Origin of the sequence: Paenibacillus sp. CFBP 13594, from assembly GCF_014842675.1 — a bacterium.
GTDB classification, from domain to species: Bacteria; Bacillota; Bacilli; order Paenibacillales; family Paenibacillaceae; genus Paenibacillus; species Paenibacillus amylolyticus_B.
This window is the reverse complement of sequence record NZ_JACYVQ010000014.1, coordinates 40,118-65,352: the sequence shown is the minus strand read 5'-3', so window position 1 is coordinate 65,352 and position 25,235 is coordinate 40,118. Positions and strand designations below refer to the sequence as shown.

At 45.9% G+C, this 25,235-nt stretch carries 17 protein-coding genes and 2 tRNA genes; 15 read left to right on the top strand and 4 right to left on the bottom strand.

Annotated features, from left to right (window positions below; genetic code table 11):
• Nucleotides 1-119 precede the first annotated feature (119 nt).
• Complete coding sequence (locus IFU39_RS29300) at nt 120-1,817, top strand: methyl-accepting chemotaxis protein (RefSeq protein WP_192136259.1); 1,698 nt, start codon at nt 120-122, stop codon at nt 1,815-1,817.
• 145 nt (nt 1,818-1,962) lie between these two features.
• Here the strand turns inward: IFU39_RS29300 and asnB are convergent, their stop codons facing one another.
• Nucleotides 1,963-3,807: an asparagine synthase (glutamine-hydrolyzing) gene (gene asnB, locus IFU39_RS29295; protein ID WP_091011855.1), complete on the bottom strand. Its 1,845-nt coding sequence runs from the start codon at nt 3,805-3,807 to the stop codon at nt 1,963-1,965.
• Nucleotides 3,808-3,999: 192 nt separating this feature from the next.
• On the opposite strand from asnB, the gene IFU39_RS29290 reads away from it, so the two are divergent.
• Nucleotides 4,000-4,299: a hypothetical protein gene (locus IFU39_RS29290; RefSeq protein WP_017692581.1), complete on the top strand. Its 300-nt coding sequence runs from the start codon at nt 4,000-4,002 to the stop codon at nt 4,297-4,299.
• Between the two features lie 31 nt (nt 4,300-4,330).
• Nucleotides 4,331-4,687 (top strand): hypothetical protein, encoded by a 357-nt coding sequence (locus tag IFU39_RS29285; RefSeq protein ID WP_192136258.1) that lies wholly within the window; start codon nt 4,331-4,333, stop codon nt 4,685-4,687.
• A 177-nt stretch (nt 4,688-4,864) separates the two neighbouring features.
• On the opposite strand, the gene IFU39_RS29280 is transcribed toward IFU39_RS29285, so the two are convergent.
• A complete protein-coding gene (locus IFU39_RS29280; protein ID WP_017692583.1) occupies nt 4,865-5,158 on the bottom strand; it encodes a DUF4870 domain-containing protein in 294 nt (97 codons plus the stop codon).
• Between the two features lie 292 nt (nt 5,159-5,450).
• Between IFU39_RS29280 and IFU39_RS29275 the strand changes: the two genes are divergently transcribed.
• From IFU39_RS29275 to IFU39_RS29265, 3 genes are all read left to right on the top strand, one after another.
• A tRNA-Arg gene (locus IFU39_RS29275) sits at nt 5,451-5,524 on the top strand.
• A gap of 332 nt (nt 5,525-5,856) precedes the next feature.
• Nucleotides 5,857-6,627 carry a class I SAM-dependent methyltransferase gene (locus IFU39_RS29270; RefSeq protein ID WP_192136257.1) on the top strand — a complete coding sequence of 257 codons (771 nt, stop codon included), beginning with the start codon at nt 5,857-5,859 and terminating at the stop codon, nt 6,625-6,627.
• 395 nt (nt 6,628-7,022) lie between these two features.
• A complete protein-coding gene (locus tag IFU39_RS29265) occupies nt 7,023-10,982 on the top strand; it encodes a S8 family serine peptidase (RefSeq protein ID WP_274599306.1) in 3,960 nt (1,319 codons plus the stop codon).
• Nucleotides 10,983-11,109: 127 nt separating this feature from the next.
• Here IFU39_RS29265 and IFU39_RS29260 read toward each other — a convergent pair whose 3' ends face one another.
• Nucleotides 11,110-12,339, bottom strand: coding sequence for a CynX/NimT family MFS transporter (locus tag IFU39_RS29260; RefSeq protein ID WP_091011865.1), 1,230 nt, complete (start codon nt 12,337-12,339; stop codon nt 11,110-11,112).
• 631 nt (nt 12,340-12,970) lie between these two features.
• Nucleotides 12,971-13,044 (bottom strand) — tRNA-Arg (locus IFU39_RS29255).
• Nucleotides 13,045-13,233: 189 nt separating this feature from the next.
• Here IFU39_RS29255 and IFU39_RS29250 point away from each other — a divergent pair.
• From IFU39_RS29250 to IFU39_RS29210, 9 genes are all read left to right on the top strand, one after another.
• A complete protein-coding gene (locus tag IFU39_RS29250; RefSeq protein WP_411735364.1) occupies nt 13,234-14,214 on the top strand; it encodes a hypothetical protein in 981 nt (326 codons plus the stop codon).
• A gap of 138 nt (nt 14,215-14,352) precedes the next feature.
• Nucleotides 14,353-15,693, top strand: coding sequence for a trigger factor (gene tig, locus IFU39_RS29245; RefSeq protein WP_091011867.1), 1,341 nt, complete (start codon nt 14,353-14,355; stop codon nt 15,691-15,693).
• 378 nt (nt 15,694-16,071) lie between these two features.
• Nucleotides 16,072-16,662: an ATP-dependent Clp endopeptidase proteolytic subunit ClpP gene (gene clpP, locus IFU39_RS29240; RefSeq protein ID WP_036605886.1), complete on the top strand. Its 591-nt coding sequence runs from the start codon at nt 16,072-16,074 to the stop codon at nt 16,660-16,662.
• 12 nt (nt 16,663-16,674) lie between these two features.
• Nucleotides 16,675-17,928 carry an ATP-dependent protease ATP-binding subunit ClpX gene (clpX, locus tag IFU39_RS29235; RefSeq protein ID WP_036605887.1) on the top strand — a complete coding sequence of 418 codons (1,254 nt, stop codon included), beginning with the start codon at nt 16,675-16,677 and terminating at the stop codon, nt 17,926-17,928.
• Nucleotides 17,929-18,048: 120 nt separating this feature from the next.
• Nucleotides 18,049-19,146, top strand: coding sequence for a flavodoxin-dependent (E)-4-hydroxy-3-methylbut-2-enyl-diphosphate synthase (gene ispG / locus IFU39_RS29230; protein ID WP_091011869.1), 1,098 nt, complete (start codon nt 18,049-18,051; stop codon nt 19,144-19,146).
• 167 nt (nt 19,147-19,313) lie between these two features.
• A complete protein-coding gene (gene lonB, locus IFU39_RS29225) occupies nt 19,314-21,068 on the top strand; it encodes an ATP-dependent protease LonB (RefSeq protein WP_105601135.1) in 1,755 nt (584 codons plus the stop codon).
• 86 nt (nt 21,069-21,154) lie between these two features.
• The gene (lon, locus tag IFU39_RS29220) at nt 21,155-23,494 is read left to right on the top strand and encodes an endopeptidase La (protein WP_192136255.1); all 2,340 of its coding nucleotides are present in this window, start codon (nt 21,155-21,157) and stop codon (nt 23,492-23,494) included.
• 157 nt (nt 23,495-23,651) lie between these two features.
• Nucleotides 23,652-24,308, top strand: a complete 657-nt coding sequence (gene yihA, locus IFU39_RS29215; RefSeq protein ID WP_213016945.1) for a ribosome biogenesis GTP-binding protein YihA/YsxC — start codon at nt 23,652-23,654, stop codon at nt 24,306-24,308.
• A 267-nt stretch (nt 24,309-24,575) separates the two neighbouring features.
• Nucleotides 24,576-25,163, top strand: coding sequence for a non-ribosomal peptide synthetase module (locus IFU39_RS29210; protein ID WP_091011875.1), 588 nt, complete (start codon nt 24,576-24,578; stop codon nt 25,161-25,163).
• Nucleotides 25,164-25,235: the final 72 nt, after the last annotated feature.

The window sequence follows — 25,235 nt, the reverse complement described above, 5'->3', positions numbered from 1 at the left end:
CATTTGTACATATAATCACGAATTATATTTTTAATTGGGTCTAAAGTCTTAATTAAATTAAAAGGAGGGTGGATGTAGGAAGCATCATGCACGTTATCTGAACTTTTGGGGGAGTACACATGAAAAAAATCTCAATTAGCCGTAAATTACTTATGGGTTTCTCATCTGTGCTGTTATTATTGGTGGCTATAACGGTTATAACATATACGCAGTTTATAGCCGTTGAGAAAACGTATACAGAATTAATCAGTGATAGAACAAGCAAACTATTGCTCATTAAAAATATGTCGATTGATCTTAAATCACAGCAGATTGCTTTGAGAAATTATATTTTGGAAGACAATGCAGAGAACGAACAGGCATTTAATAAAGCTTATGAAGATTACATAGCGTTAAATGAAGAATTAAAATCAACAGTTTCAAGTTCAAAGATGAAAGATTACCTTTCACGCTCAGATGAAGCGATGAGCCGATATTATGAACTTGCGCAGCAGATTATGATATTGACAAGACAGGGAAATAACAGTGAAATCTCAAGATTACTGAAGGATACAGCCCCAAGTCTGATCTCTGAATTTGAAGGCATTGTGGAAGGCATGGAAACGCATCAACAAAATGCCATGAACTCAGGCGTTGTGGAGGCTAATCTTCAGATTGTGCAAGTCCTTAGGTGGATTGCAATTATTGGAGTGGCTTCTCTTCTCATCGGGGCACTTGTGGCGTATGTCATTGGCAGAATGATATCCTTGCCTGTTGCTGCTGTTGCCCAATCCGCGAGCCGGATTGCTGCCGGAGATCTGACTGGTGAGCCTATTGTGGTCCGTAACAAGGATGAGATTGGTGATCTCGCCCAAGCCTTTAATATCATGTCTGCCAATTTGCGTACACTCATTCATCAGGTAGGAGACAGTGCAGAACGGGTAGCTGCCTCTTCAGAGGAGTTGACGGCAAGCACCGAACAGACAGCAACCGCCACAGAGCAAGTGGCCATCACAATGGGTGAGATTGCAACAGGTATGGATACACAGGTTCGAATGGCGAGTGATGGATTCCAGACGATGAATGAGTTGACGACAGGCTTTCAACAAGTTACGGAGAACACACTCCATATGTCTGAAGAAGCTACCAAAGTTTCCGTAAAAACAATATCGGGTAGCGAGTCAGTTCAGTCTGCGATAGGTCAAATGAATTCTATACAAGGGACGGTGTCGAATCTGTCGGTCGTGATCCAGGAACTGAGCAGGCACTCTCAGGATATTGTAAAAATGGTGGACAGCATCTCGGAAATATCAGCACAGACGAATCTCCTATCCCTTAATGCCGCTATTGAGGCTGCACGAGCTGGCGAACAGGGAAGAGGGTTTCAGGTTGTTGCTACAGAGGTTCGGAAGCTGTCTGAGCAGTCTGCGCTTTCTGCTAATCAAATTGTTCCGTTGGTGGCATCGATTGAGAAGGGAATGCGAAATGCTGCTGAATCTATGGTGGCTGTATCCGCAGAGGTTCAAGAGGGGATTGCACTTGTTCACCAAGCGGGAGCCACATTTGATGAAATTCGTGAGGCGGTTGGAAGCGTAGCGGGGCAAACACAGGAAGTCTCTGCTTCAATTGAGCAAATGTCAACAGGTGTAGAACAGATTAATAGGTCTATGAAAACAATCATGGAAGTGACCGAAACGGGGGCCGCCGGAACAGAAGAAGTGAGTGCATCTTCAGAGGAGCAGTTGTCTGCGATGCAGGAGATCGCTTCCGCAGCCAATGATCTCTCCTTGATGGCAGAACAGTTGCAACAGACCGTTAGTCGTTTCAAAGTGCAATAAAATGAGATGAGTGGAATGTGGATAAGAATGAACGCATACGTACAGAGATTCTTATAAAAAAGTAATAAAAGGGTGTCCAAACACAGTAGTTACTGTTTGGGCACCCTTAAATAATTCATCATGCTGAATCAATGCATACATGATCTTAACGAATAGCGACTTTATATGTCCGCAACCAGGTATTGATCTGAGTCAGATAAGCAAATAACTGGGGACCCGACATTAACTGTCCGAACCAGGGGAGATTGGAAGCTGCATCTGGTGAAGACGCAAGATTCCGGATCTGAGCTTTGTCAATCAAAGGCAAAATAGGTGATGTGGGATCATCCAGGATATCAAGTACCTGTTGTTTGACCGCGGCCAGATATTGCGGATTATGTGTTTTCGGGTACGGACTCTTTTTGCGATATAACACATCGTCAGGCAGGACACCTTCGAGTGCTTTACGCAGAATACCTTTTTCCCGCCCGCCGGTTATTTTCATTTCCCAAGGGATGTTAAACACATACTGGATCAGACGATGGTCACAGTAAGGTACCCGCACTTCCAGTCCTGCCCCCATGCTCATCCGGTCTTTGCGATCCAGAAGTGTAGGCATGAAACGGGTAATGTTTAGGTAGGACATCACCCGCATTTGTGCGGCTTTACCTGTTTCCCCATCCAACAGAGGCACTTCAGCCACTGCATCCGAATAGCGGTCTGCCAAATAATCGAGTGGCCGAATCCATTCCCGAATATCCGGGGATAACAACGCTGCTCGCATATCAGGCGCTACAGACCACGGAAACGTACCGGAGTTCAGCATATCTTCTCGATGGAACCAGGGGTAGCCGCCAAATACTTCATCCGCTGCTTCGCCTGAGATGGCAACGGTGGCCCCTTTTTTGATTTCTTTACAGAACAAATAGAGCGAGGAATCTACATCCGCCATACCTGGCAGATCCCTTACTAACATGGCCTGTGTTAGTGCATGAACCAGTTCTCCGTTCTCAATCTCAATCCAGTGATGATCGGTCTTGAGTTCATCCACCATTCGCTTAATCCAGGGTCCATCTGCACCCGGCTGAAAGGAATGCGCCTGGAAATGCTTGGCGTTATCCACATAATCGACAGAATACGTACTGATTTGGCCTTGCCCGGTCCGATTGTAATAATCCACGGCTAATGCAGACAAGGCACTGGAGTCCAGTCCTCCTGATAAAAGAGAGCATACCGGAACATCCGAAGCCAACTGGCGCTCCAGTGTATCTTGCAAGAGAGAGCGTACCTCGGCTGCCGTCTCTTCCAGGTTATGTTCGTGGTTCTGGCTTTCCAGTTTCCAATAGGCATAGGTTCGGATCCCGTTTCGGTTATAGATCAGCGCGTGAGCAGGCTTGAGTTCGCTCAGTGAAGAGTATACGCCGTGTCCTGGTGTCCGTGCAGGCCCTACGATAAACACTTCGGCCAATCCTTCCGGGCCAACAGCGGCTTCCACATCCGGGTGAATGAGCAGAGCTTTGGGCTCTGAACCAAATACGAGTGTGTCTTTGTTATTACTGTAGAACAAAGGTTTAACGCCAAGGCGATCTCGTGCGATAAAAACTTGTTCGCGTCCCCCATCCCATATGGCAAAAGCAAAAATACCGTTAAACCGGTCAACACATGCCGGTCCCCACTCAATATAAGAGGCGAGCAACACTTCCGTATCACATTGCGTGCGGAACTGATGCCCCCGCTGGAGCAATTCCTTTTTCAACTCGGGTGCATTGTATAGTTCTCCGTTATACACGACGGTATAGGAGGTATCTCCCTGTAACGCATGCATGGGCTGTGCGCCGTTCTCGGGGTCCATTACACTAAGACGCCGATGTCCAAAGGCACAAGGATTGGAGATCCATGTACCTGAAGCGTCGGGCCCCCGGTTCGACAAGCTATCCGTCATACGGACCAGCAGCTCTGATTCCTGGGTCAAATCCCGATTCCACTGTATGAAGCCGGTAATACCGCACATGGTTTGTTCATCCTTTCTTGGTCGAGTCATTCATCCGTATGGCTGCTTAGTTACTGGCAACCAGCAAATGTTGTCTTTTCGTCAGAGGTCGTAACAAATATATGCCGAAAGCAGGCATAAAATGTCTGTCCTCTTCGGAAACTAGTTCTAGGGACAACGGCCTCAACATGCCTGTGAAGGAGAGAACATGCAATGGACAGTATGAAGTATTATGTGTCTGTCATGGGCCGCTCCGTTATTCCGGATCCGTCGGTAACATCGTATGAATGGATCATTCAGGCAACGCCGCAGGAAGCGGAGCAATTACTGGGACTGCTGAGCCTCATGCAGGAAAAGGAGGAAGAGGCCTTTCCTGGCATGGTATTCCCATGGCCAGATACACCGGAGGAGTCCGTAAACCGAGCGTATGAAACGGTATTACAACAGGTGTATCGAGAGATTTACCGATTGGGCACACCAGAGACACGATACCAGATTGAACAAAGTACATGATAAGCACAAAGGAAAAGGAGCGCGATGACGAATGTATGCCATTCAAGATGCCAAAATACGCAGATTAACCGAGGTGGATGGATTGTCTTGTGCAGAGGTTGAAGTGCAGCCTGGAAATGCCGGAGATCCGTTGTTACTTGTATACGTGGCTTCAACCCAGCCCGGAAATTCGCTGGAAGTTGTTCGGATTGTACGCAATCACTCCGATTCGGCGATCGACTGGTATAACAATAATATGCATACTGCGTTTGAAGAGGCGACAGAAGCCGCATTTGAGAACAGCGAAGGTATGACAGTAGAAGAAGATAAAGCTCGGTTTCAAAGTGAGTTGTTTTCCTTTGGTTTGCTTGGTCCAACACTTCAACGTTATCTAATCGGGCAGGCTTAACAGGTAACGCTCCAGCAATACATGTGGTGTTAGCGGGATAGAGTTCAATGTTGAGCTATATGTAGATGTGACCTGTTGCTGTTGCCGGTTGCTCTGACTGTATCTGTAACTGGAAAAACCCGCCGTTGTTGAACGGCGGGTTTTGTTATGCGATGGTCAGATCAGGTGGAGATGTGATCAAGCATACTCGCGCAGTACTTGAATCCCTTTAACCACATTGTACACAAAGCTTAATCCGTAGATCACAAAGAATAGAATGACAAACCCGACGGCGGAACCCAGACTATGCGCAGTCACGAAGAAATAAAATAACGGAATGGCAGCGAGAAAGGGGAATACATGTGAGAATAAGGCGCGTTTTGCATGTCCCTCAATGTAATCATCCTTGGCAACAATCCATATAATGATCGGAAACAGGAACGGGGCAAAGAAAATACTGAAATAGGATAGGGCTGATAAAAGCTGTCTCATGACGATTCTCTCCTTCAATGGATCATTGAAATGTATGTATGCAAAAGATTACCCAGCAATTCTGACATTGAAAATGTCTGATGTTAATCTTACTCTAAATGTCCCAATCTCCTCAATATAACCTGGTTCAAGCTATCATATTCTCAAAGGGGCTGGAGTATGAGAATAATACGGTAAAGTACATGTTTGAACCGGTGTTTAAGTATAATTATTAATTTTTTTATAAAACTATTGAAAAATATAGAAATCAGAGTATAATAAGAACCGCGCCGAAAATTTATTATACATATTTGTCTCAGTAGCTCAGCTGGATAGAGCAACGCCCTTCTAAGGCGTCGGTCGGGGGTTCGAATCCCTCCTGGGACGTAAAAAAAGAAAACTTCCTTCGGGAAGTTTTTTTTTGCGTTCAGGGGAAGAGAACCCCAATGGTTCGTTGGACTTGTTTTGCGTTCAAGGGAAGAGAACCCTAATGGTTCGTCGAAGCATTCGCTTCTTTAGCACTACATCGCAGTCTCGACTGGAAGGAGAATATCCCTCCTGGGACGTATTAAAAAGAAGCTTCCTTCGGGAAGTTTTTTGCGTTCAGAGGAAGTGTTCTATTGGTTATACCTATAAACAATATAGAATCTATATATTTAAAGAATAAACAATTCTATGCCACAATGAGGATATCAATAACGAAAGCGACGGTGGTATCCATGAAATCATTAAATCAATGGCAAGCAGACGAATATGATAACAAACTGGCTTTTGTGTCGGGATATGGAAAAAACCTGATCTCGTGGCTTCAACCCCAAAAAGGGGAATACATCCTTGATCTGGGTTGCGGGACGGGGGATTTGACGCATGAAATTTCTCTGACCGAAGCTGAAGTTATTGGCATGGACGCATCGCCAGACATGATTCGCCGTGCGAGGGAGAAATTCCCTGAACTTGAGTTCGTGGAAGGAGACGGTCATCAGTTTGAGGCGAAAAGACTGTATGATGCCGTTTTCTCCAATGCAGCCCTGCACTGGATGCGAAGCCCGCGATTAGTGGTGGATAGTATATGGAAATCTTTGAAGCCCGGAGGGCGTTTTATAGCAGAATTCGGTGGTAAAGGGAATGTTCAGACCATTGTGAATGCATTAGAGCAGGTTATGGAGCGGAGCACGGACATTCGTGCATCGGAACGTAATCCTTGGTATTTTCCGTCGATCGGAGAATATAGCCATATTTTAGAACAACGTGGATTTGTGGTGCGACAGGCCTATCACTACGAGCGTCCTACCAGACTGGCAGATGGTGAGCAGGGTATAGTAGGCTGGTTGGCTCATTTTGGAGGCGACTATTTTGCAAGTCTCAGTCATGAAGAGATACAACAAATATGCAAGGAAACCAGTCAGATCGTGAAGCCTCACCTTTGGAAAGATGATGCTCTGTATGCCGATTACAAGCGTCTGCGTATTGAAGCCGTGAAGCCAGAATAAGTAGAATTTTGTGATATGTAGCAATTTTTATCGATGTTAAACGAATTATCAAGATCCTTTGTATGCTAACGACGTTTCCCCTATACACCAGGAATCTCTTTCGGATAAAGAGGCTCTTGGTCTTTTTTTTTGATGCATTATTTTAAAAATGAAATATTCAAACGACAAATAATTACAAATGGATATTTTTATCGTACTCAAGACCCATATAAGTAATTTCTATATCATATTTGTAAGTATTTAGAAGGAAAATGTGGTATTTTGATAGAATAATTTACCAAGGGTCAAACTTCTTGCAGATAGGTGGTGAAATTGGAGTGTGTATTGCAGTACGCACAAACAGCAGGAACCCATCATTTGGTGACGTATTCACATTTAAAAGGAGGGGCAAAGCCTTGAGTAAACGATTGATATCCACTTTATTAAGTATTCTGATGGTCTTTTCCATTATTCTCCCCGCGGCTGGAGCCGCTCCCGCAGATTCAGTTATTCAGCTTGAGAACTTACCCAGTACAGCCGAAGCCAAACAATGGAGAGAGATTCTTGCAGGACGGGAAGCCAAACTTGCCGCAGATCCATTTTTGGATAAAAGCTTGGAAGGCCTGGGTGGAGAGAATACCCGAGTGATCGTTGAGCTTTCCAATAAACCTGTTGCAGTAGCGCAAGGTGAATCAACCCTCTCCGGAAAATCTTTTACCTCCTCTATGGAAACAAAGGCTGTGACTCAAGTTGAGCAACAACAACAGTCATTTGTACATAGCCTCACTCAGAAGAAAATCAAACATGAAGTATTGGAAGAATATGCATATGCCCTAAATGGTGTAGCGATTGAGCTTAAAGGAAACCAGGTGGGACAATTGCTTCAAATACCTGGCGTGGTCAGCGTATATCCTGACCTTGAATTTACAATAGCGCCTGAGACAGATGAAGTGAACCCGTACATGAAAGACACAGCACCTTTTATTGGTGCACCTGAAGTATGGGATCTGGGTTACAAAGGAAATGGCATCAAAGTGGGTGTCATCGATACAGGGATTGACTATGAGCATCCTAATTTGCAGGAAGCTTACAAAGGCGGATGGGACTTTGTTGGTAACGACAATGATCCGTATGAAGCAACGTATCAAGAATGGAAAAGTTCAGGGGAACCTGAGTTTAACGAAAGGGGAAGTGCCTTTTACACATCCCACGGTACGCATGTAGCCGGTACCATTGCTGCTCGTGAAGCAGGGGATTACGGGATTGTTGGCGTTGCTCCTGAAGCAGATATCTATGCATACCGTGTACTTGGGCCGTATGGTAGTGGTCAAACCTCATGGGTGCTCGGCGGAATTGATCGTTCCGTTGAAGATGGCATGGATATAATTAATCTATCTTTGGGGAATGCCGCTAATGATCCAAGTTATATTACCTCGGTAGCCCTGAATAATGCGATGCTGTCTGGTGTGACAGCAGTAGTTGCCAGTGGCAATGACGGACCTAACCGTTATACACTTGGTTCTCCAGGGGCGTCTGCGATGGCGATTACGGTAGGTAACTCAACAGGTCCTAGTCAGCTCATTACAGCGGATACTCACTTCTGGATTGGTGAGGAAGGCGAAGAGGCACAACCTGAACAACAACCGGTGCCAGAGGTTGAACAATCTCCTGAACTGGGTACGGCACCTGGAACAGAAGAGCCTGAAGGTTCAGAGCAAGGTGTACCCGCAACGGTTGATGAGGAAAGTGCAGCAGCTGTGGAGGACACAGTTTCTAACGAAGCTGAAGTTCCGAATGTAGAAGAAGCTACAACGGAAGAAAATACTCCATCTGTATCACCTTCTGCACCCGTTGAAGCTTCTCCTGAAGCTGCCCCTGTGGAAGAAGAGTCTGTAGTTGCTCCGACTGAAGCTCCACTGGCTATTACTGAGTCGGTTTACCGTCTGGATCTGATGGGATGGAGCCTGTCGGCAGACCCTGAAACTGTTTTGACAGGGAAATATGAGCTTGAATATGCAGCACTGGGTAAGCCAACTGATTTTGAAGGTCAGGATTTTACAGGTAAAGTGGCATTAATACAGCGTGGTGAAATCGCATTTGTAGAGAAAATCGCCAATGCTAAAGCAGCCGGAGCCTTGGCTGTTATTGTATATAACAACATTCCGGGTCCAATCGGTGTGAGTCTGGGCGATAACTTTGAACTCATTCCAACACTGAGCATGTCCAAGGAAGATGGGGATGTGATCAAGGCTGAGTTGGACGCAGGCCAAGCCGTTGAAGTAAGCTTTAGTGATTTTGAACGCAGCCAAACGCCGGGTGATGAAATGAATTCATCCAGTTCCCGCGGACCTGCCAAGGTAACACTTGACATCAAACCGGATATTGTTGCACCAGGTACAAGCATTTTGTCTACGATTCCTGCCTACGGCAAGGATGAGCCAGACGCAGATTACGCACAGGCTTATGATCGTAAATCAGGTACAAGTATGGCTACACCTCATGTAGCAGGTTTGATTGCGCTGCTGATCGAGAAGCATCCGGAATGGACGCCATTTGATATCAAAGTTGCGCTGATGAACAATAGTAAAGTGTTGGATACAACCCAATTTGATGTATTTGATCAAGGTGCTGGCCGTATTCAGGCTGTGAATACTATTGACCCTGTTGCTTTTGTCAAGGTGCTTGATGTAACTCAGTACACCGAAAGTGGCGCTGTTGTTGAAAAGGAAAATATCACCGGAAGCATCAACTACGGTAATTTCCTGAGCACAGATGAAAAGACGATTACCAAAACGATTAAAGTTGAAGCGCGGAATGGCAGTGGAGGGGATTACACCGTAAATGTGAATCCAACTCGTAATGTTGCTGGTGTATCCGTTGAGGTAGACAAGAGTTCCTTCACACTGAATGGTGAGGAAGAGCTTGCAGTGACAATTACCGTTCCACGAGGGGTTACTGCGACTACAGAAGCACAAGGATACATTGAGTTCTCGAACGGAACCAATACATTTACTGTGCCATATGTTGCTCATTTCAACGTTACGTTGAGTGGAGTTAAATATATTGAAACCGTAAAAGGCACTGAAAAAAATCCTTTTCACTATCCATTGAAGGCTGATGGTACGTTGGATACGCTTAATGTAGCGATGGAATTCTACAATCCGATGACATTCGCCCTGATTGAGATTTTTGATGGTCTTAATCCGGAAGGTGGATATTATCAAGATGGTTATATCGGTTCCATTTTCGGTAACTATTATAATTTCAATGCTAACGCAAGATATAATCTTGCCTGGGACGGCACATATGCGGATTACACAACTGATGAAGTGACAGAGATTCCGGATGGTTTATACACCGTTGATATCACTACTATTGGTACGGACGGCAAAACCTATAAGGAAGACACTTCGCCATTTTTGGTGAAAAAGACAGCTCCGGCTGTAACTGCACCAGAAGCGTTGGAGTTCAAAGAGGATGAGTCTGCTGTCCTTAATGGTAGCGTGGAAGACTTGTACTTCCGTGTAGCACCTGCGCTTGCCAGCGGGTGGGACATCACGTTTGATCCGGCCGCTTCCCTGGAAGCAACGTATGTTGTGAAAAAAGAGGATGGTTCGGTTTATAAAGAAGGAGTCTTTGAAGTACAAGCTGATGGTACCTTCAGCCTTCCTTTGGAGGGAATTGAAGCAGGCGAGTATGCTGTTGAACTTACGGTAAAAGACCAACAGGGGCTTTCGGGCACAGCCAATACGGCACTGAAATTGGAAGCCGTGGAGACCGAACCAGAAACTCCGGCAACTAAGGCCCCAGGTACGCCTGTATTGTCTCACAATAACTGGGTAGGCAACGGCTTACCAGAGGGCGCGTATATCGTTACAATGAACCTGTGGTGGGGCGAGAACGCAACTAGCTACAAGTTATATGAGGACGGGGTTTTGGTTGATACGCAAAAGTTGACTTACAACGCACCTTGGGCGCAGTTTGCTCAGACGAAGATCACGGGCAAAGCCAATGGCACGTATACGTACGTGGCTGAGCTGACTAACGACAAGGGAACAACGCGTAGTCAAACGTTGACTGTTCGGGTTACCAACGCAACGCCAGGCAAAGCGGTTCTCTCTCACGATAACTGGGATGGCGACGGCTATTATAAGGTGACCATGAACCTGTGGTGGGGGACCAACGCTACAGAGTATCGTCTCTATGAAAATGATAAGTTGATCGATACGCAAGAACTCCGTTCGGCTACACCTTATGCGCAAAGTGCTGTGACTACACTGTCCGGGAAAGCATCGGGCACGTATACGTATCGGGCAGAGTTAATTAACTCTGCCGGAGTTACCAGCACAGACACGATTAAGGTAAAAATGAAGTGAGTTCATTCCTCATTGAAATTGATTAAAATTGAATAAATTAATGAAGGAATTGTTCTATGCATATACGGCCTCCATCCTGATTTTCAGGATGGAGGCCGTTTTGTTTTTTTATATATGAGTTGTGTGACTAACCGATCATTCTATTTTTGCTGGCCTGAATCCCTGCGATTAGCAAAGCGATGGCCAGAATGACCTGGATTAGCAATGGAAGTGTCCATCCTTTTGTCCAGTCATGAAGCATGCCGAACAGTAGAGGCCCCACTGCTGCCAGCATATATCCGAAGGACTGGGCCATACCGGACAGGCTGGCAGCTTGTCTGGCGTCTTTTGTGCGAAGGACGAAGAACATCGTTACCATTCCAAATGAAGCTCCAGCACCTATTCCTGCCAACGTGACACCAATGGTAACGAGCGAAGCGATGCCACTTAACAATAATGCATACCCGACTATCAAAGAAGAGCACGTTATCGCGGTTAGAACACGCTGATCTCGTGTTCGGCCGGCGAGGATCGGAACGATAAAGGTAGCCGGGACACTAACCAACTGCATTAGGGAGAGCATCCACCCTGCTGAGGTGGGGCTGAATCCTTGCTCAGCGAGAATCTCGGGAAGCCAGGTAATCGTTGTATAGAATATTAGAGATTGCAGACCCATAAATAAAGTAATGAACCAGGCCAGGGAAGAGGTCCGTAGACGTACAGGCGTCCCTGCACTCTGGGTGGCTATGAATAACATTCGCTGACGTCCTGCGGCGATCTGGGGGAGCCACAAGAGAAGCGCCAATATGGACAACAAGGCCCACATGCCTAACGAAGCACGCCAACCCATAGAAGTGGCTCCTGCTACGGGTACACTCACACCTGAGGCGATGGCGCCAAATATATTCATGGATACAGAGTATAGTCCGGTGACGATACCTATCCGCAATGGAAAATCACGTTTGATCAAACTTGGCAAAAGCACGTTGCTAAATGCAATGCCGCACCCCAAAATTGCAGTTCCTGCATATAAGGAGAGAACGGAAGGCAACAAGCGTAAGGCCACCCCAATGGTTACAATCATAACAGCCAATAGCAGAGCAGATTCGAGTCCTAAACGCTTGGCTAGGCGTGGTGCAAAAGGAGAGACAGCTGCAAAGGCAAGCAAAGGAAGTGAGGTCAGAAGCCCGACCATTGTATGGCCGATACCTGTATCTGAGCGGATCATCTCCACTACAGGTCCGGTTGCTGTAATCGGTGATCTCATGGTAGCGGCGATGACGATAATGCCTGCTAACAACAGGCCGAATCTTTTGGATGTCGAAGAATGTTCTTCCTCGGTATGGATAGATGAGTGCTGCTGTAATGAAGATGACATTGATAAAATCTCCTGTTTCCTAAGAAGTTAATATGTATGGATTGGTACATAATCCACTCCGTAAGCATAACATTCTATGTCAATATTGAGCAATGAAATGAAAAAACACCCAATGGACCGTGGGTGCCTTGACTAGCCTATGAACTCTAACGAATCCACGAGGTCTTATAATGGGTAAAATCGCTATTTTCAGATTCTAACGAACCTCAGCGACCTTAATCAGCCTATAAATTGCAAATAGGTGAGTTAATCCCCCGGAATGGTGAAATAAGCTCTCTATGATTCGTTAGAGTTCCATGATGCTGAATTTGGGTCAAATAAAGTGTCCGATGTTCGTTAGAACATCGATACTGAGACATGGTCACCCATGAAATGAGCTAATGCAAACATTTTGTTGAAGCGACATAGATATGTAACGAAGCGAGTGCTCCGACGAACCATAGGGGTTCTCATCCCCAGAACGCAAAAAAAGCTTCCCGAAGGAAGCTTCTTTTAATACGTCCCAGGAGGGATACTCTCCTTGCAGTCGAGACTGCGAAGTGGTGCTAACGAAGCGGATGCTTCGACGAACCATAGGGGTTCTCATCCCTAGAACGCAAAAAAAACTTCCCAAAGGAAGTTTTCTTTAATACGTCCCAGGAGGGATTCGAACCCCCGACCGACGCCTTAGAAGGGCGTTGCTCTATCCAGCTGAGCTACTGAGACATGATTTTTTTCAAGCAAAATTGATTTTATCATATGCATACAGGAATATCAAGCATTTTATTTTAAACTATTTTTCGTATATGATATTTGGCGGCAGTAACGTTTTTTTCATTATATTTAAGGTTATGTTAGAATATCAGGAGAACTCAGAAAATAGATCAACAATCGTTTTAATATATACATCTATTTATGTTGATTCCGACTGGAGATTCAGGATATAGAGGAGGTGCTCCCATTAAGGAATCCACGACCCCGGAAACCGAGCATAACAACAATATTGTGCTGTTTCCTAAGACGCTGGACTATTACCAGATTCAATTGACAGTTATGCTTGAAAATGAACGGTATGGTGAAGCGATGAAATTGCTTCACTTTTTGCTGCAATGTCAGGGACAGGAAGAGCGCCACTATGATGAATGGCGGGCCCTGCTCGAATGGCTTCAGGCTGCGTTTCCTCAATATGAAGAAACCTTGCCTGCCGTTCTTGATGAACGAGAAGAGGAAGAAGAGATTAGTGAGGAAGACATGGCACGGCATCATGCCCGAATGAAGCTTGAACAGGATGATGGCTATGCAGATAAGATGCTTCGCACAGTGATGGAGGAGCCTCTGTCTGAACAGACGATGCTGGCTTTGGAGCAGCTGGCCTATCTTGATCTGCCGAAGATTGACGAGGCACTTACGAGTTGGTTAAAAGATAAGTCGCTTCACCCTCTGCTTCAATTCCGGGTGCTGCAAACCTTGCGTCGCCGAGGTGTTCAAGGTATGATCCTGTTTACGAGAGGCGAAGAGCAGGTTGAAGTCGAGATCGACACCGTGCCTCTTAGACCAGAGGAATTCCCAATCCAAATCGTTCAGATTCTGGAACGAGTGGCAGATCAGACGGAGGTTCATGAACCTACGCTCTTTTATTTTGCCCAGGAACTGTGGATACAATATGTCATGGCGGTGTATGGAACCCGTGATTATGTATCGATGCTGGAAGAAAATGATTCCATGACAGATATATGGGCAGCAGCTCTACATATGACCGTTGCAGACAGTCTGGGTGGTTCTCATGATGAGGAAAATACCCGCTCAATGTATGCTGTGACAGGCGCGATGCGCTTTCGACTGGAGCAGGCTTATCGTTCCATGAAACAATTTGTATCTGCCGGTTTGGATGGTTAATCGAGGCCGGAAACGTTTTCCTTAAACTGTATCAAGGGATTCCCCTTGAAAAAGAATCTAATCTTGTTTATACTAAAATGGTTATTTTGTACGTGATTGCCTACGTGAACATGTGAATTTTGGAGGGGAAAGTATACAATGAAAGCAACTTGGGAAAAGATAGAGAAGAACCTTGGGGTTCTTGAGGTTGAAGTGGATGCAGATCGTGTAACTGCAGCACTCGACAAAGCTTTTAATAAAGTGGTTAAACAAGCAAACGTACCTGGATTCCGTAAAGGTAAAGTACCACGTTCCATCTTCGAAGCGCGTTTTGGTGTAGAGAGCCTTTATCAAGAAGCAATCGACATTTTGCTTCCTGAAGCCTATACAGAAGCAATCGACCAAACGGATATCTTCCCGGTTGATCGTCCTGACGTAGATGTTGAACAATTCGCTAAAGGCGAAACGTTCAAATTCAAAGCAAAAGTAACTGTGAAACCTGAAGTTACTCTTGGTGAGTACAAAGGAATCGAAGTTGCTGTAGCAAAAGGTGAAGTAACTGACGCAGAAGTGACTGAAGAACTTGAGCGTCTTCAACAACGTCACGCTGAACTCGTTGTAATTGACGAAGGTTCCGCTGCCAACGGTGACGTTGCAGTAATCGACTTCGACGGTTCCGTTGATGGTGTACCTTTCGAAGGTGGACAAGCTGAGCGTTATTCCCTGGAACTGGGTTCCAACACATTCATTCCTGGATTTGAAGAACAAGTTGTGGGTCTGTCCACAGGTGACTTCAAAGACGTAGAAGTGACTTTCCCAGAGAGCTACCATGCAGCAGAACTTGCTGGCAAACAAGCGGTATTCAAAGTGAAAATTCACGAAATCAAACGCAAACAACTTCCTGCATTGGATGATGAGTTTGCTAAAGATGTTAGCGAATTCGACACACTTGAAGAGTACAAAGCTGACCTGAAAACACAATTGGAATCCCGTAAAGCTGACGAAGCCAAAGCTGCTACTGAAAATGCAGTTGTAGAAAAAGTGGCTGAGAACGCTGAAGTGGACATTCCTGCTGCAATGGTTGACAGCGAAGTACAGAACATGATGCGTGATTTCGACAACCGTCTGAAAAATCAAGGAATGAACCTTGAAATGTTCCTGAGCTTCTCTGGCCAGACTCAAGCTGACCTGAGAGGACAAATGCAAGAAGATGCTTCCAAACGTGTTCGCAACAACCTGGTGCTTGAAGCTGTAGGTAAAGCGGAAAACATTGAAGTGTCTGACGAAGAAGTGAATCAAGAACTCGAAAAAATGGCTGAATCTTACAAGCGTCCTGCTGATGAGATCCGTGGCATCCTCGAGGGTAATGGTTCCCTGGACAGCCTTCGCGATGAAGTGAAACTGCGTAAAACGATTGACGTTCTTGTTGAGAACAGCACAGTTGTTGAACCTGTTGAAGCTCCAGCTGAAGAAGTTGTTGCAGAAGCTGACGAAAAATAAGACAAGCTGTTATCAACTTGTCAGTTGAATAAACGATAAGGCACGTGAATTATTGCGTGCCTTATTTTTAAATTGTTACATCCATTTTATAGAAAATGAAGTAAGTATATGGATGAACACTAATTTTATTGATCCACGTACACTTTTTACATACCTATGTACTTCATGCAAATAAAAAACGGCAAGACGGCATAGGATGGCTTCAATTTGCACATACATAGAAAACATGGTTAAATATGATCAGGCTAAAAAAGTAAACAAACGATGTCTGACCCCTCTTGTGAAAAATGACATTGTCACAGGAAAGTGTTAGAATGAATTTGGGTTTGCTTTACAGGTGGCCTATGTCTAATTACATGTAGAAAAGAGGTTGGTCTCATGAGTCTGGTGCCAATGGTTATAGAACAAACCAATCGAGGCGAGCGGTCTTACGATATATATTCACGTTTGCTGAAAGATCGCATTATCTTTCTAACCAGTGCGATTGATGACGATGTAGCCAATCTTGTCATAGCACAGCTTTTGTTTTTGGCAGCCGACGATCCTGAGAAGGATATCAGCTTGTACATTAACTCACCTGGTGGTTCTGTCACCGCAGGGATGGGTATATACGATACGATGCAATTTATCAAGCCGGATGTATCTACCATTTGCGTAGGGATGGCAGCAAGCATGGGCTCGTTATTGCTGACAGCCGGTGCACCTGGCAAGAGATATGCGCTGACAAACAGCGAAGTAATGATTCATCAGCCGCTTGGCGGCATTCAAGGACAGGCTGCGGATATTAAGATACACGCAGAATGGATTATTAAAACACGTCAGAAACTGAATCAAATATACGTCGATCGTACGGGTCAGCCTCTTGAGAAAATTGAGCGGGATACAGACCGTGACTTCTTCATGAGCGCTGAAGAAGCCAAGACGTACGGCATTATTGACCAGGTGCTCAGTAGACCGATCAATTCCTAAAGGGGTGGTTTCATGTTTAAATTTAACGATGAGAAAGGGCAACTGAAATGCTCTTTTTGCGGTAAATCTCAGGAGCAGGTACGCAAGTTGGTCGCTGGACCAGGCGTGTACATTTGTGATGAATGTATCGAACTTTGCACCGAAATCGTTGAGGAAGAACTTGGTCATGATGAAGAAGTAGACCTGAAAGATATTCCGAAACCAAAAGAAATTCGTAATATTCTGGATCAATATGTTATTGGACAGGAACAAGCGAAAAAATCATTGTCTGTTGCAGTGTATAATCACTACAAACGGATCAACACACAGAGCAAAATTGAAGACGTTGAATTGTCAAAGAGTAACATTTTGCTGTTAGGACCAACAGGTTCTGGTAAAACGTTGCTTGCGCAAACGATGGCAAAAATTTTGAATGTTCCTTTTGCTATTGCTGATGCTACGTCATTAACTGAAGCTGGTTATGTGGGTGAGGATGTAGAGAACATCCTGCTCAAACTGATTCAAGCTGCTGATTATGATGTGGAAAAAGCAGAGCGTGGCATTATTTATATCGATGAGATTGATAAAGTAGCGCGTAAATCCGAAAACCCATCCATTACTCGTGATGTATCGGGCGAAGGTGTGCAACAGGCTCTCTTGAAAATTCTTGAAGGAACTGTGGCTTCTGTACCACCACAAGGTGGTCGTAAACACCCTCATCAAGAATTCATTCAGATCGATACAACGAACATCCTGTTCATTTGCGGCGGTGCCTTTGATGGTCTGGAGCAAATGATCAAACGCCGGATTGGTAAAAAAGTCATTGGCTTTAATACCGTTTCTGAACAAAAAGATCTGAAACCAGGTGAATACCTAGGTATGGTATTGCCGGAAGATTTGCTGAAATTTGGTCTGATTCCGGAATTTGTAGGCCGTCTGCCAGTCATCTCCACTTTGGAGCCGCTGGATGAAGATACGCTGGTACGGATCCTTTCCGAACCAAAAAACGCGCTTACCAAACAGTACCAAAAACTGCTTGAGCTGGATAATGTGAATCTGGTCTTTGAACCAGCTGCATTGCTTGCGATTGCAAAAGAAGCAATTAAACGTAACACAGGTGCACGTGGATTGCGTGCCATCATTGAAGGTATCATGCTGGAAATCATGTATGAAGTGCCTTCACGTGAAGATGTTACGAACTGTGTCATTACCGAAGAAGTTGTTGAGAAAAGAGTCGTGCCTGAACTAAGCCAATCGAAGGACGATAAGCAGGAAGAGAGCGCCTAATAAAGGCCTGAATCCCGTTGAACTCTGAAATATAGACTTGTCAGTTCTCCACTTTGGCAGAAGGCGAATTCATGTCTCTGTCAGGGTGGAGCTTTGACGTTGTGGGGAGAGAAATCACTCATGTATTTAAGACAGGATACACGTCCCGTGAAAGTGGGAAACGTAACGATCGGTGGCAGTAACGAAGTCATTATCCAAAGTATGTGTACAACCAAAACGGCAGACGTTGAAGCAACGGTTGCAGAGATTCTGCGACTGGAAGAAGCGGGTTGTCAAATTGTACGTGTTACGGTGAATAATGAGGAAGCTGCCGCAGCCATCAAGGAAATCAAAAAACGCATTAATATACCGCTCGTAGCGGACATTCATTTCAACTATAAGCTGGCTTTACTTGCGATTGAGAACGGCATTGATAAAGTACGGATTAACCCAGGGAACATCGGTAAACGTGCTAAAGTGGAAGAAGTGGTTAAGGCTTGTAAAGACCGCGGTATTCCGATCCGGATCGGAGTAAATGCAGGCTCTCTGGAAAACCATCTTCTTGAGAAGTATGGGTATCCTACGGCAGACGCTATGGTAGAAAGTGCATTGTATCACATTGGTATTTTGGAAGAGCTTGATTTCCATGATATCATCGTGTCTCTCAAAGCATCGGATGTGCCGATGGCAATTGAGGCATATACCAAAGCAGCTCAAATCATTCCGTATCCGTTGCATCTCGGGATTACCGAAGCGGGTACATTGTTCTCCGGTACGATCAAAAGCTCCGCAGGTATGGGAGCCTTGCTCTCCATGGGTATTGGTTCAACGATGCGGATCTCACTGAGTGCGGACCCGGTAGAAGAAATCAAAGTCGCTCGTGATCTGCTCAAAACATTTGGACTCATTACAAATGCAGCCACATTGATCTCCTGCCCGACGTGTGGACGTTTGGATATCGACCTGTTCTCCATTGCCAACGAAGTGGAAGAGTATATCTCCAAACTGAAGGTGCCGATTAAAGTATCGGTGTTGGGTTGTGCGGTTAATGGTCCAGGTGAGGCCAAAGAAGCGGATATCGGGATTGCCGGTGCTCGTGGAGAAGGTCTCTTGTTCCGTCACGGCAAGATGATCCGTAAAGTGCCTGAAGAAATCATGGTTGAGGAATTAAAAAAAGAGATCGACAAAATCGTCGAAGCCTACGAAGAGACAGGTGTTATTCCTGGTCGTTCGCACTGATTGATTCATATCTTGTTACAACAAAAGCTCGCCAGCGATGGCGGGCTTTTTATTTTCTCGCATACAAATTCCGCATCGCCCGTTTACGTCGCGTTGAAAAGGCTATACTACCAAGTATTAGCATGATCTCATATGAGAATAGCGACAAAATAGGAGGATGTGAAGACATGGAATTTGGTATGGTCATCATGTTGATTCAGTTATTTTTTGGAGTGGTGATTGGTTTGTATTTCTGGAACCTGCTGCGTGGCCAGAAAACGAACCGCAGTGCCGTGGAGCGTGAATCTCGCAAGGAACTGGAGAAGCTGCGCAAGCTGCGTTCGATCTCACTCACCAAGCCGCTGTCGGAGAAGACGCGTCCAGCTACCATTAACGATATTGTTGGGCAAAAAGATGGGTTGCGTGCCCTTAAAGCTGCATTATGCAGTGCGAATCCGCAACATGTTATCATTTATGGCCCTCCCGGAGTCGGGAAGACAGCTGCCGCAAGGGTTGTATTGGAAGAGGCTAAGAAGAATCCATCTTCTCCTTTCAAACCGGACGCCAAATTCACGGAGCTGGATGCAACAACAGCCCGTTTTGATGAACGTGGTATTGCGGACCCCTTAATTGGTTCGGTTCATGATCCGATATATCAGGGAGCAGGAGCCATGGGCGTTGCTGGTATTCCCCAACCAAAACCGGGCGCTGTGACGAAAGCGCACGGGGGAATGCTTTTTATTGATGAGATTGGTGAATTACATTCGATTCAGATGAATAAGCTGTTGAAAGTGTTGGAGGATCGCAAGGTGTTTTTGGAGAGTGCGTACTATAACTCGGAAGACACGCATACTCCTGCTTATATCCACGATATTTTTCAAAATGGCCTACCAGCCGATTTCCGCCTTGTTGGAGCGACGACACGTTCGCCTCATGAACTGCCACCAGCTTTGCGTTCCCGCTGCATGGAAGTTTATTTCCGTCCTCTGTTGCCTGAGGAGATTGGGCGAATTGCAGAGGATGCTGTTCAGAAAATAGGGTTCAGTCCATGTCCGGATGCCGTTGATGTGGTCAAGCGATATGCAACCAATGGACGTGAAGCGGTCAATATCATCCAGCTGGCTGCTGGACTTGCGCTGACAGAGAAGCGTGAGACGCTTCAGGCGTCTGATGTGGAGTGGGTGGCGGGTAGCAGTCAGATTCAGCCACGGCCTGATCGGAAGGTCCCTACACAGCCGCAGGTGGGTTTTGTTAACGGCTTGGCGGTATACGGACCGAATATGGGAACCATTTTGGAGATTGAAGTGTCTGCTGTTCCGGCTCTTAAAGATCAAGGCCGAATCAACATTACAGGCGTTGTGGATGAAGAAGAGATTGGAGGCGGTTCGCGTACACTCCGGCGAAAAAGTATGGCCAAAGGCTCGGTTGAAAATGTGTTAACCGTATTAAAAGCCATGGGTATTCGTCCGAATGATTACGATTTACACGTGAATTTCCCAGGTGGGACGCCTATTGATGGTCCATCCGCCGGGATTGCCATGGCGACTGCCATTACATCAGCCATTCAGAGGCGTCCTGTGGATCATGAGACAGCGATGACTGGCGAGATCAGTATTCATGGTCGGGTTAAGCCAATAGGTGGCGTGCTGGCCAAGGTCGAGGCTGCCTTTCAGGCAGGAGCGAAGACCGTTATTATTCCCGCGGAGAACTGGCAGTCTATTTTTGAGAATCTGGATGGCTTGCGCGTTATCCCGGTAGATACGGTACAGGACGTATTCCGTGAAGTGTTCGCCTGGGTCCCGGAATCACAACAGATGGAACAAACGAAGCTTGCAGAGGAGACAGTTGCACCTTCACCGGAGATTTTTCCACCGGCATCCGCTTCCTATTTGCGTGCCGATGTGCCTCGTCCAGGACAGGTTACAGATTCGGGAAGCTGCTAAGCGCTTCCCTTCATTGGTTTTTTATGTGAACATTTGATAGAATAATGAATGACTACAACCTGAGAGCCATTGGAGGTGCGAAAGCGATGGGACCGAGCAAAGCGAAAGGTCGTCGTTTTCCTTTACTGCCTTTAAGAGGACTTCTCGTCTACCCGAGTATGGTACTGCATCTCGATGTGGGCCGGGAGAAATCGGTCAAGGCTTTAGAAAAAGCGATGGTAGAAGAACATCTGATTCTCCTATGTTCCCAAGCCGAAGTAAATATTGAAGAACCAACACAAGAGGACATTTTCAGAATCGGAACCGTGGCCAAGGTCAGACAGATGCTGAAGCTTCCGAACGGTACGATTCGTGTACTCGTTGAAGGCTTGGAACGGGCTGAAATTATTGAATATACGGACAACGAGGAATATTATGAAGTACTGGCTAAAGAGCTGCCTGAAGAGGAGAATACCCATCCGGAGACGGATGCCTTGATGCGTACCGTTCTGAACCAGTTCGAGAATTATATTAATCTGTCCAAAAAAGTGACACCAGAGACACTCGCAGCGGTGTCTGACATCGAAGAACCAGGGCGTCTGGCCGATGTCATCACAAGTCACCTGTCCTTGAAGATCAAGGATAAACAGGAAATTCTGGAGACCATCGACGTTCGGGAACGTCTGGAGAAATTGCTGGATATCCTGAACAATGAGCGCGAAGTGCTGGAGCTTGAACGCAAGATCAGCCAACGTGTGAAGAAACAGATGGAGAAAACGCAGAAGGAATATTATTTGCGCGAGCAGATGAAAGCGATCCAGAAAGAACTGGGTGAAAAAGAAGGCCGTGCGGGTGAGGTCGAGGAACTTCGAACTCAGATGGAAGAACTCTGCTTGCCGGACAAGGTGAAAGAAAAGGTCGAGAAAGAAATTGATCGACTGGAGAAAATGCCTGCAAGTTCAGCCGAGGGCGGAGTCATTCGCAACTACGTGGATTGGCTGCTTGGCCTTCCTTGGAGTCAGATGACAGCGGATGATCTGGATATCCAAAAAGCCGAAGATGTGCTCAATGCAGATCATTACGGACTGGAAAAGCCGAAAGAACGTGTGCTTGAATATCTGGCTGTCCAGAAGCTCGTCAAGAAGCTCAAAGGGCCAATTCTCTGTCTGGTTGGACCTCCAGGGGTCGGTAAAACATCACTTGCTCGTTCGATCGCCAGATCGCTGGGTCGGGAGTTTGTAAGAATATCTCTTGGCGGCGTGCGGGATGAAGCCGAGATTCGTGGTCACCGACGCACCTATGTAGGGGCTATGCCTGGGCGTATCATCCAGGGGATGAAAACGGCAGGTTCACTTAACCCGGTATTCCTGCTGGACGAGATTGATAAGATGGCTTCAGATTTCCGCGGAGATCCTTCTGCAGCATTACTTGAGGTACTTGATCCGGAACAAAATAATACGTTTAGTGATCATTTTGTCGAATTGCCGTTTGACTTATCCAACGTTATGTTTATAACAACTGCCAACACGGTACACAATATTCCGCGTCCATTGCTGGATCGGATGGAAATGCTCAACATCCCTGGTTATACGGAACTGGAGAAGCTGCAAATTGCGAAAAACTATTTGTTGCCCAAACAGAAGCAGGACCATGGTCTGGAAGAAGAGCAGTTGGAAATCCCGGATGACGCGTTGTTGCGTGTAATTCGTGAATATACACGGGAGTCAGGTGTGCGTAATCTGGAACAGCAAATGGCTTCGTTGTGCCGGAAAGCTGCCAAGAACATCGTATCGGGTGTGGAAGGTCAGATTAACATCTCATCCGATGAGATCAAAGACTACCTTGGACCTGGCAAGTTCCGTTATGGTATGGCCGAACTGGAAGATCAGATTGGTACCGTAACGGGTCTGGCGTGGACTGAAGTGGGTGGGGATACCCTTATCATTGAAGTGACTGTTGTGCCTGGAACAGGTAAATTGACTCTCACAGGTAAACTGGGGGATGTCATGAAGGAATCGGCACAAGCCGCATTCAGTTACACCCGTTCCAAAGCTACACAGCTTGGAATTTCGCCTGACTTCCATGAGAAGAACGATATCCATATCCACGTTCCGGAAGGAGCGATTCCGAAGGATGGTCCATCTGCCGGGATTACGATGGCAACAGCGTTAATCTCAGCCTTGACGAACAAACATGTGTCCAAGGATATCGCGATGACTGGTGAAATAACACTGCGTGGACGTGTGCTGCCGATCGGTGGTCTGAAAGAGAAATCACTGGCAGCCCATCGTGCCGGCTATAAAAAAATATTATTGCCTAAGGATAACGAACGGGACCTGCGTGACATTCCAGACAGCATCAAGGAAGATGTGGAGTTTGTCCCTGTAGCCCATATGGATCAGGTATTGCAGCATGCACTTGTTGAGCAGACAGGAATTCAACTGTAATCCACTTATCCGAAAGGTTCGTATGAAGATTAGACCGTTCTGCGGAGGCTTCGGCGTCCGCTGGAACGGTTTTTTTGGTATGATAGAACAATCCATGGCATAATACCTTCAACAGGTGATGCATAAGCACAGGCGTTCAAGAGAGGAAAGATACAATATGAAAGTAAATCAATCTGAATTTATTATCAGTGCCGTTCGGCCTGAACAATACCCTGAGGACGGTCTGCCAGAGATTGCTTTGGCTGGACGCTCCAATGTGGGGAAATCTTCCCTGATCAACCGTTTGATCAATCGTAAAAATTTGGCTCGGACGAGCTCAACTCCGGGTAAGACACAGCAACTCAACTATTATAAAATTAATCAAGATCTCTACTTCGTCGATTTCCCGGGATATGGCTACGCCAAAGTTTCCAAAGAGCAGCGTTTTGCCTGGGGTAAAATGATGGAGAAATACCTGCTCGGACGCGAGGAATTGAAACTGGTCATGCAGATGGTGGATATGAGACATGAGCCATCCAAGGATGACAAGATGATGAATGAGTGGCTTCGTCATAACGGATTGCCTTTGGTTGTCGTAGCGACCAAGATGGACAAGATTCCAAAAACACGCAGAGCCAAACATATCAAAGTCATTAAGGAGTCACTGGGTCTTCGTTCAGGGGATTTGTTTGTACCGTTTTCATCCGAAGAGGGATTGGGGAAAGAAGAGTTATGGGACATCATAACCCGGCATGCTCAGATAGATAAGTATGCACCAGTGCTGGATGCAGAGGGTGCTTCTGATGAGGAAGAAAGCAACGAAATTAACGGATAACCGAGATAGTATACCGTTTTAGTGCAGGAAAGTGAGTATGCTAAATGAATCTTTGATGAGATCCAGATTAATCCGGTTTTTTAAGGGATTTCGTGAGAATTCATCATCTGGGTCTGGAGAAAAATAACGTTAGGGTAGTGTATAATGAGCATAGGTGCATATTGCCAACAGTACCAAAATTACCGGCCATGCCGGCCTGAAGAATTTTGAGATAACTGCTACATGTGCAGGAAGGCAAAACAATCGGGGAAGAATTGAGGGATTTGTATGGCTCAGCGGTTAGCCACAGAGTATGTGAAGGCCACTATAAAATTGTCAGAACCCCAGATGCATCAGTTTTTGCGCATGACAGAAGACGGCAGGCTTCATCACCGGGTTAAGGTGTTGGACAATGGTTGTCAGGAGGTTGTGCTGGGAGATGTAAGTGGAGAAGAAGTGCATTTCCCTTTTGACCGCATAGAAGGGTTTTATATCTGTGAGTTATCTTGCCGCCTGGTGAATCTGCATCTGACCAACGTTGTCCGGAAGCTCTTTGTGACTTTTAAAGGTGACGGGGTCGTTCATCGGATTTATAAAGGGTTCACTATGACGTATGTTTATGCTCAAGGCACTGTCCGCAAAATTGTGGAGAAGACCGGGGAGAACACCCGAGTGATCTATGAATACAAAAATACGTTGCTTGAATTGCAACATCTGTTCCAGGCCAGAGATGTAGAACGCGAAATCAACCGTGTGTATGCCGAGATCGATTCACTGCTGGACACTAGAAAAGATGCGACTGCTGATCAGCTCCATCAGATTGATGAGACCCTTGCTCGCCATCAAAAACGGTTGTTTGAGCTTGAAGCTTATTAGCTTGAAATTTTATGTTTATAAACGTATATGTATATAATGAATTCCCTTGTATCTTCCGGGCAGTGGCACTCG

Bases quoted from the DNA above. Each gene is read 5' to 3' on its own strand.
- IFU39_RS29300 (WP_192136259.1), top strand. From the start codon at position 120: ATGAAAAAAATCTCAATTAGCCGTAAATTACTTATGGGTTTCTCATCT.
- asnB (WP_091011855.1), bottom strand. From the start codon at position 3,807: ATGTGCGGTATTACCGGCTTCATACAGTGGAATCGGGATTTGACCCAG.
- IFU39_RS29290 (WP_017692581.1), top strand. From the start codon at position 4,000: ATGGACAGTATGAAGTATTATGTGTCTGTCATGGGCCGCTCCGTTATT.
- IFU39_RS29285 (WP_192136258.1), top strand. From the start codon at position 4,331: ATGTATGCCATTCAAGATGCCAAAATACGCAGATTAACCGAGGTGGAT.
- IFU39_RS29280 (WP_017692583.1), bottom strand. From the start codon at position 5,158: ATGAGACAGCTTTTATCAGCCCTATCCTATTTCAGTATTTTCTTTGCC.
- IFU39_RS29270 (WP_192136257.1), top strand. From the start codon at position 5,857: ATGAAATCATTAAATCAATGGCAAGCAGACGAATATGATAACAAACTG.
- IFU39_RS29260 (WP_091011865.1), bottom strand. From the start codon at position 12,339: ATGTCATCTTCATTACAGCAGCACTCATCTATCCATACCGAGGAAGAA.
- IFU39_RS29250 (WP_411735364.1), top strand. From the start codon at position 13,234: ATGTTGATTCCGACTGGAGATTCAGGATATAGAGGAGGTGCTCCCATT.
- tig (WP_091011867.1), top strand. From the start codon at position 14,353: ATGAAAGCAACTTGGGAAAAGATAGAGAAGAACCTTGGGGTTCTTGAG.
- clpP (WP_036605886.1), top strand. From the start codon at position 16,072: ATGAGTCTGGTGCCAATGGTTATAGAACAAACCAATCGAGGCGAGCGG.
- clpX (WP_036605887.1), top strand. From the start codon at position 16,675: ATGTTTAAATTTAACGATGAGAAAGGGCAACTGAAATGCTCTTTTTGC.
- ispG (WP_091011869.1), top strand. From the start codon at position 18,049: ATGTATTTAAGACAGGATACACGTCCCGTGAAAGTGGGAAACGTAACG.
- lonB (WP_105601135.1), top strand. From the start codon at position 19,314: ATGGAATTTGGTATGGTCATCATGTTGATTCAGTTATTTTTTGGAGTG.
- lon (WP_192136255.1), top strand. From the start codon at position 21,155: ATGGGACCGAGCAAAGCGAAAGGTCGTCGTTTTCCTTTACTGCCTTTA.
- yihA (WP_213016945.1), top strand. From the start codon at position 23,652: ATGAAAGTAAATCAATCTGAATTTATTATCAGTGCCGTTCGGCCTGAA.
- IFU39_RS29210 (WP_091011875.1), top strand. From the start codon at position 24,576: ATGGCTCAGCGGTTAGCCACAGAGTATGTGAAGGCCACTATAAAATTG.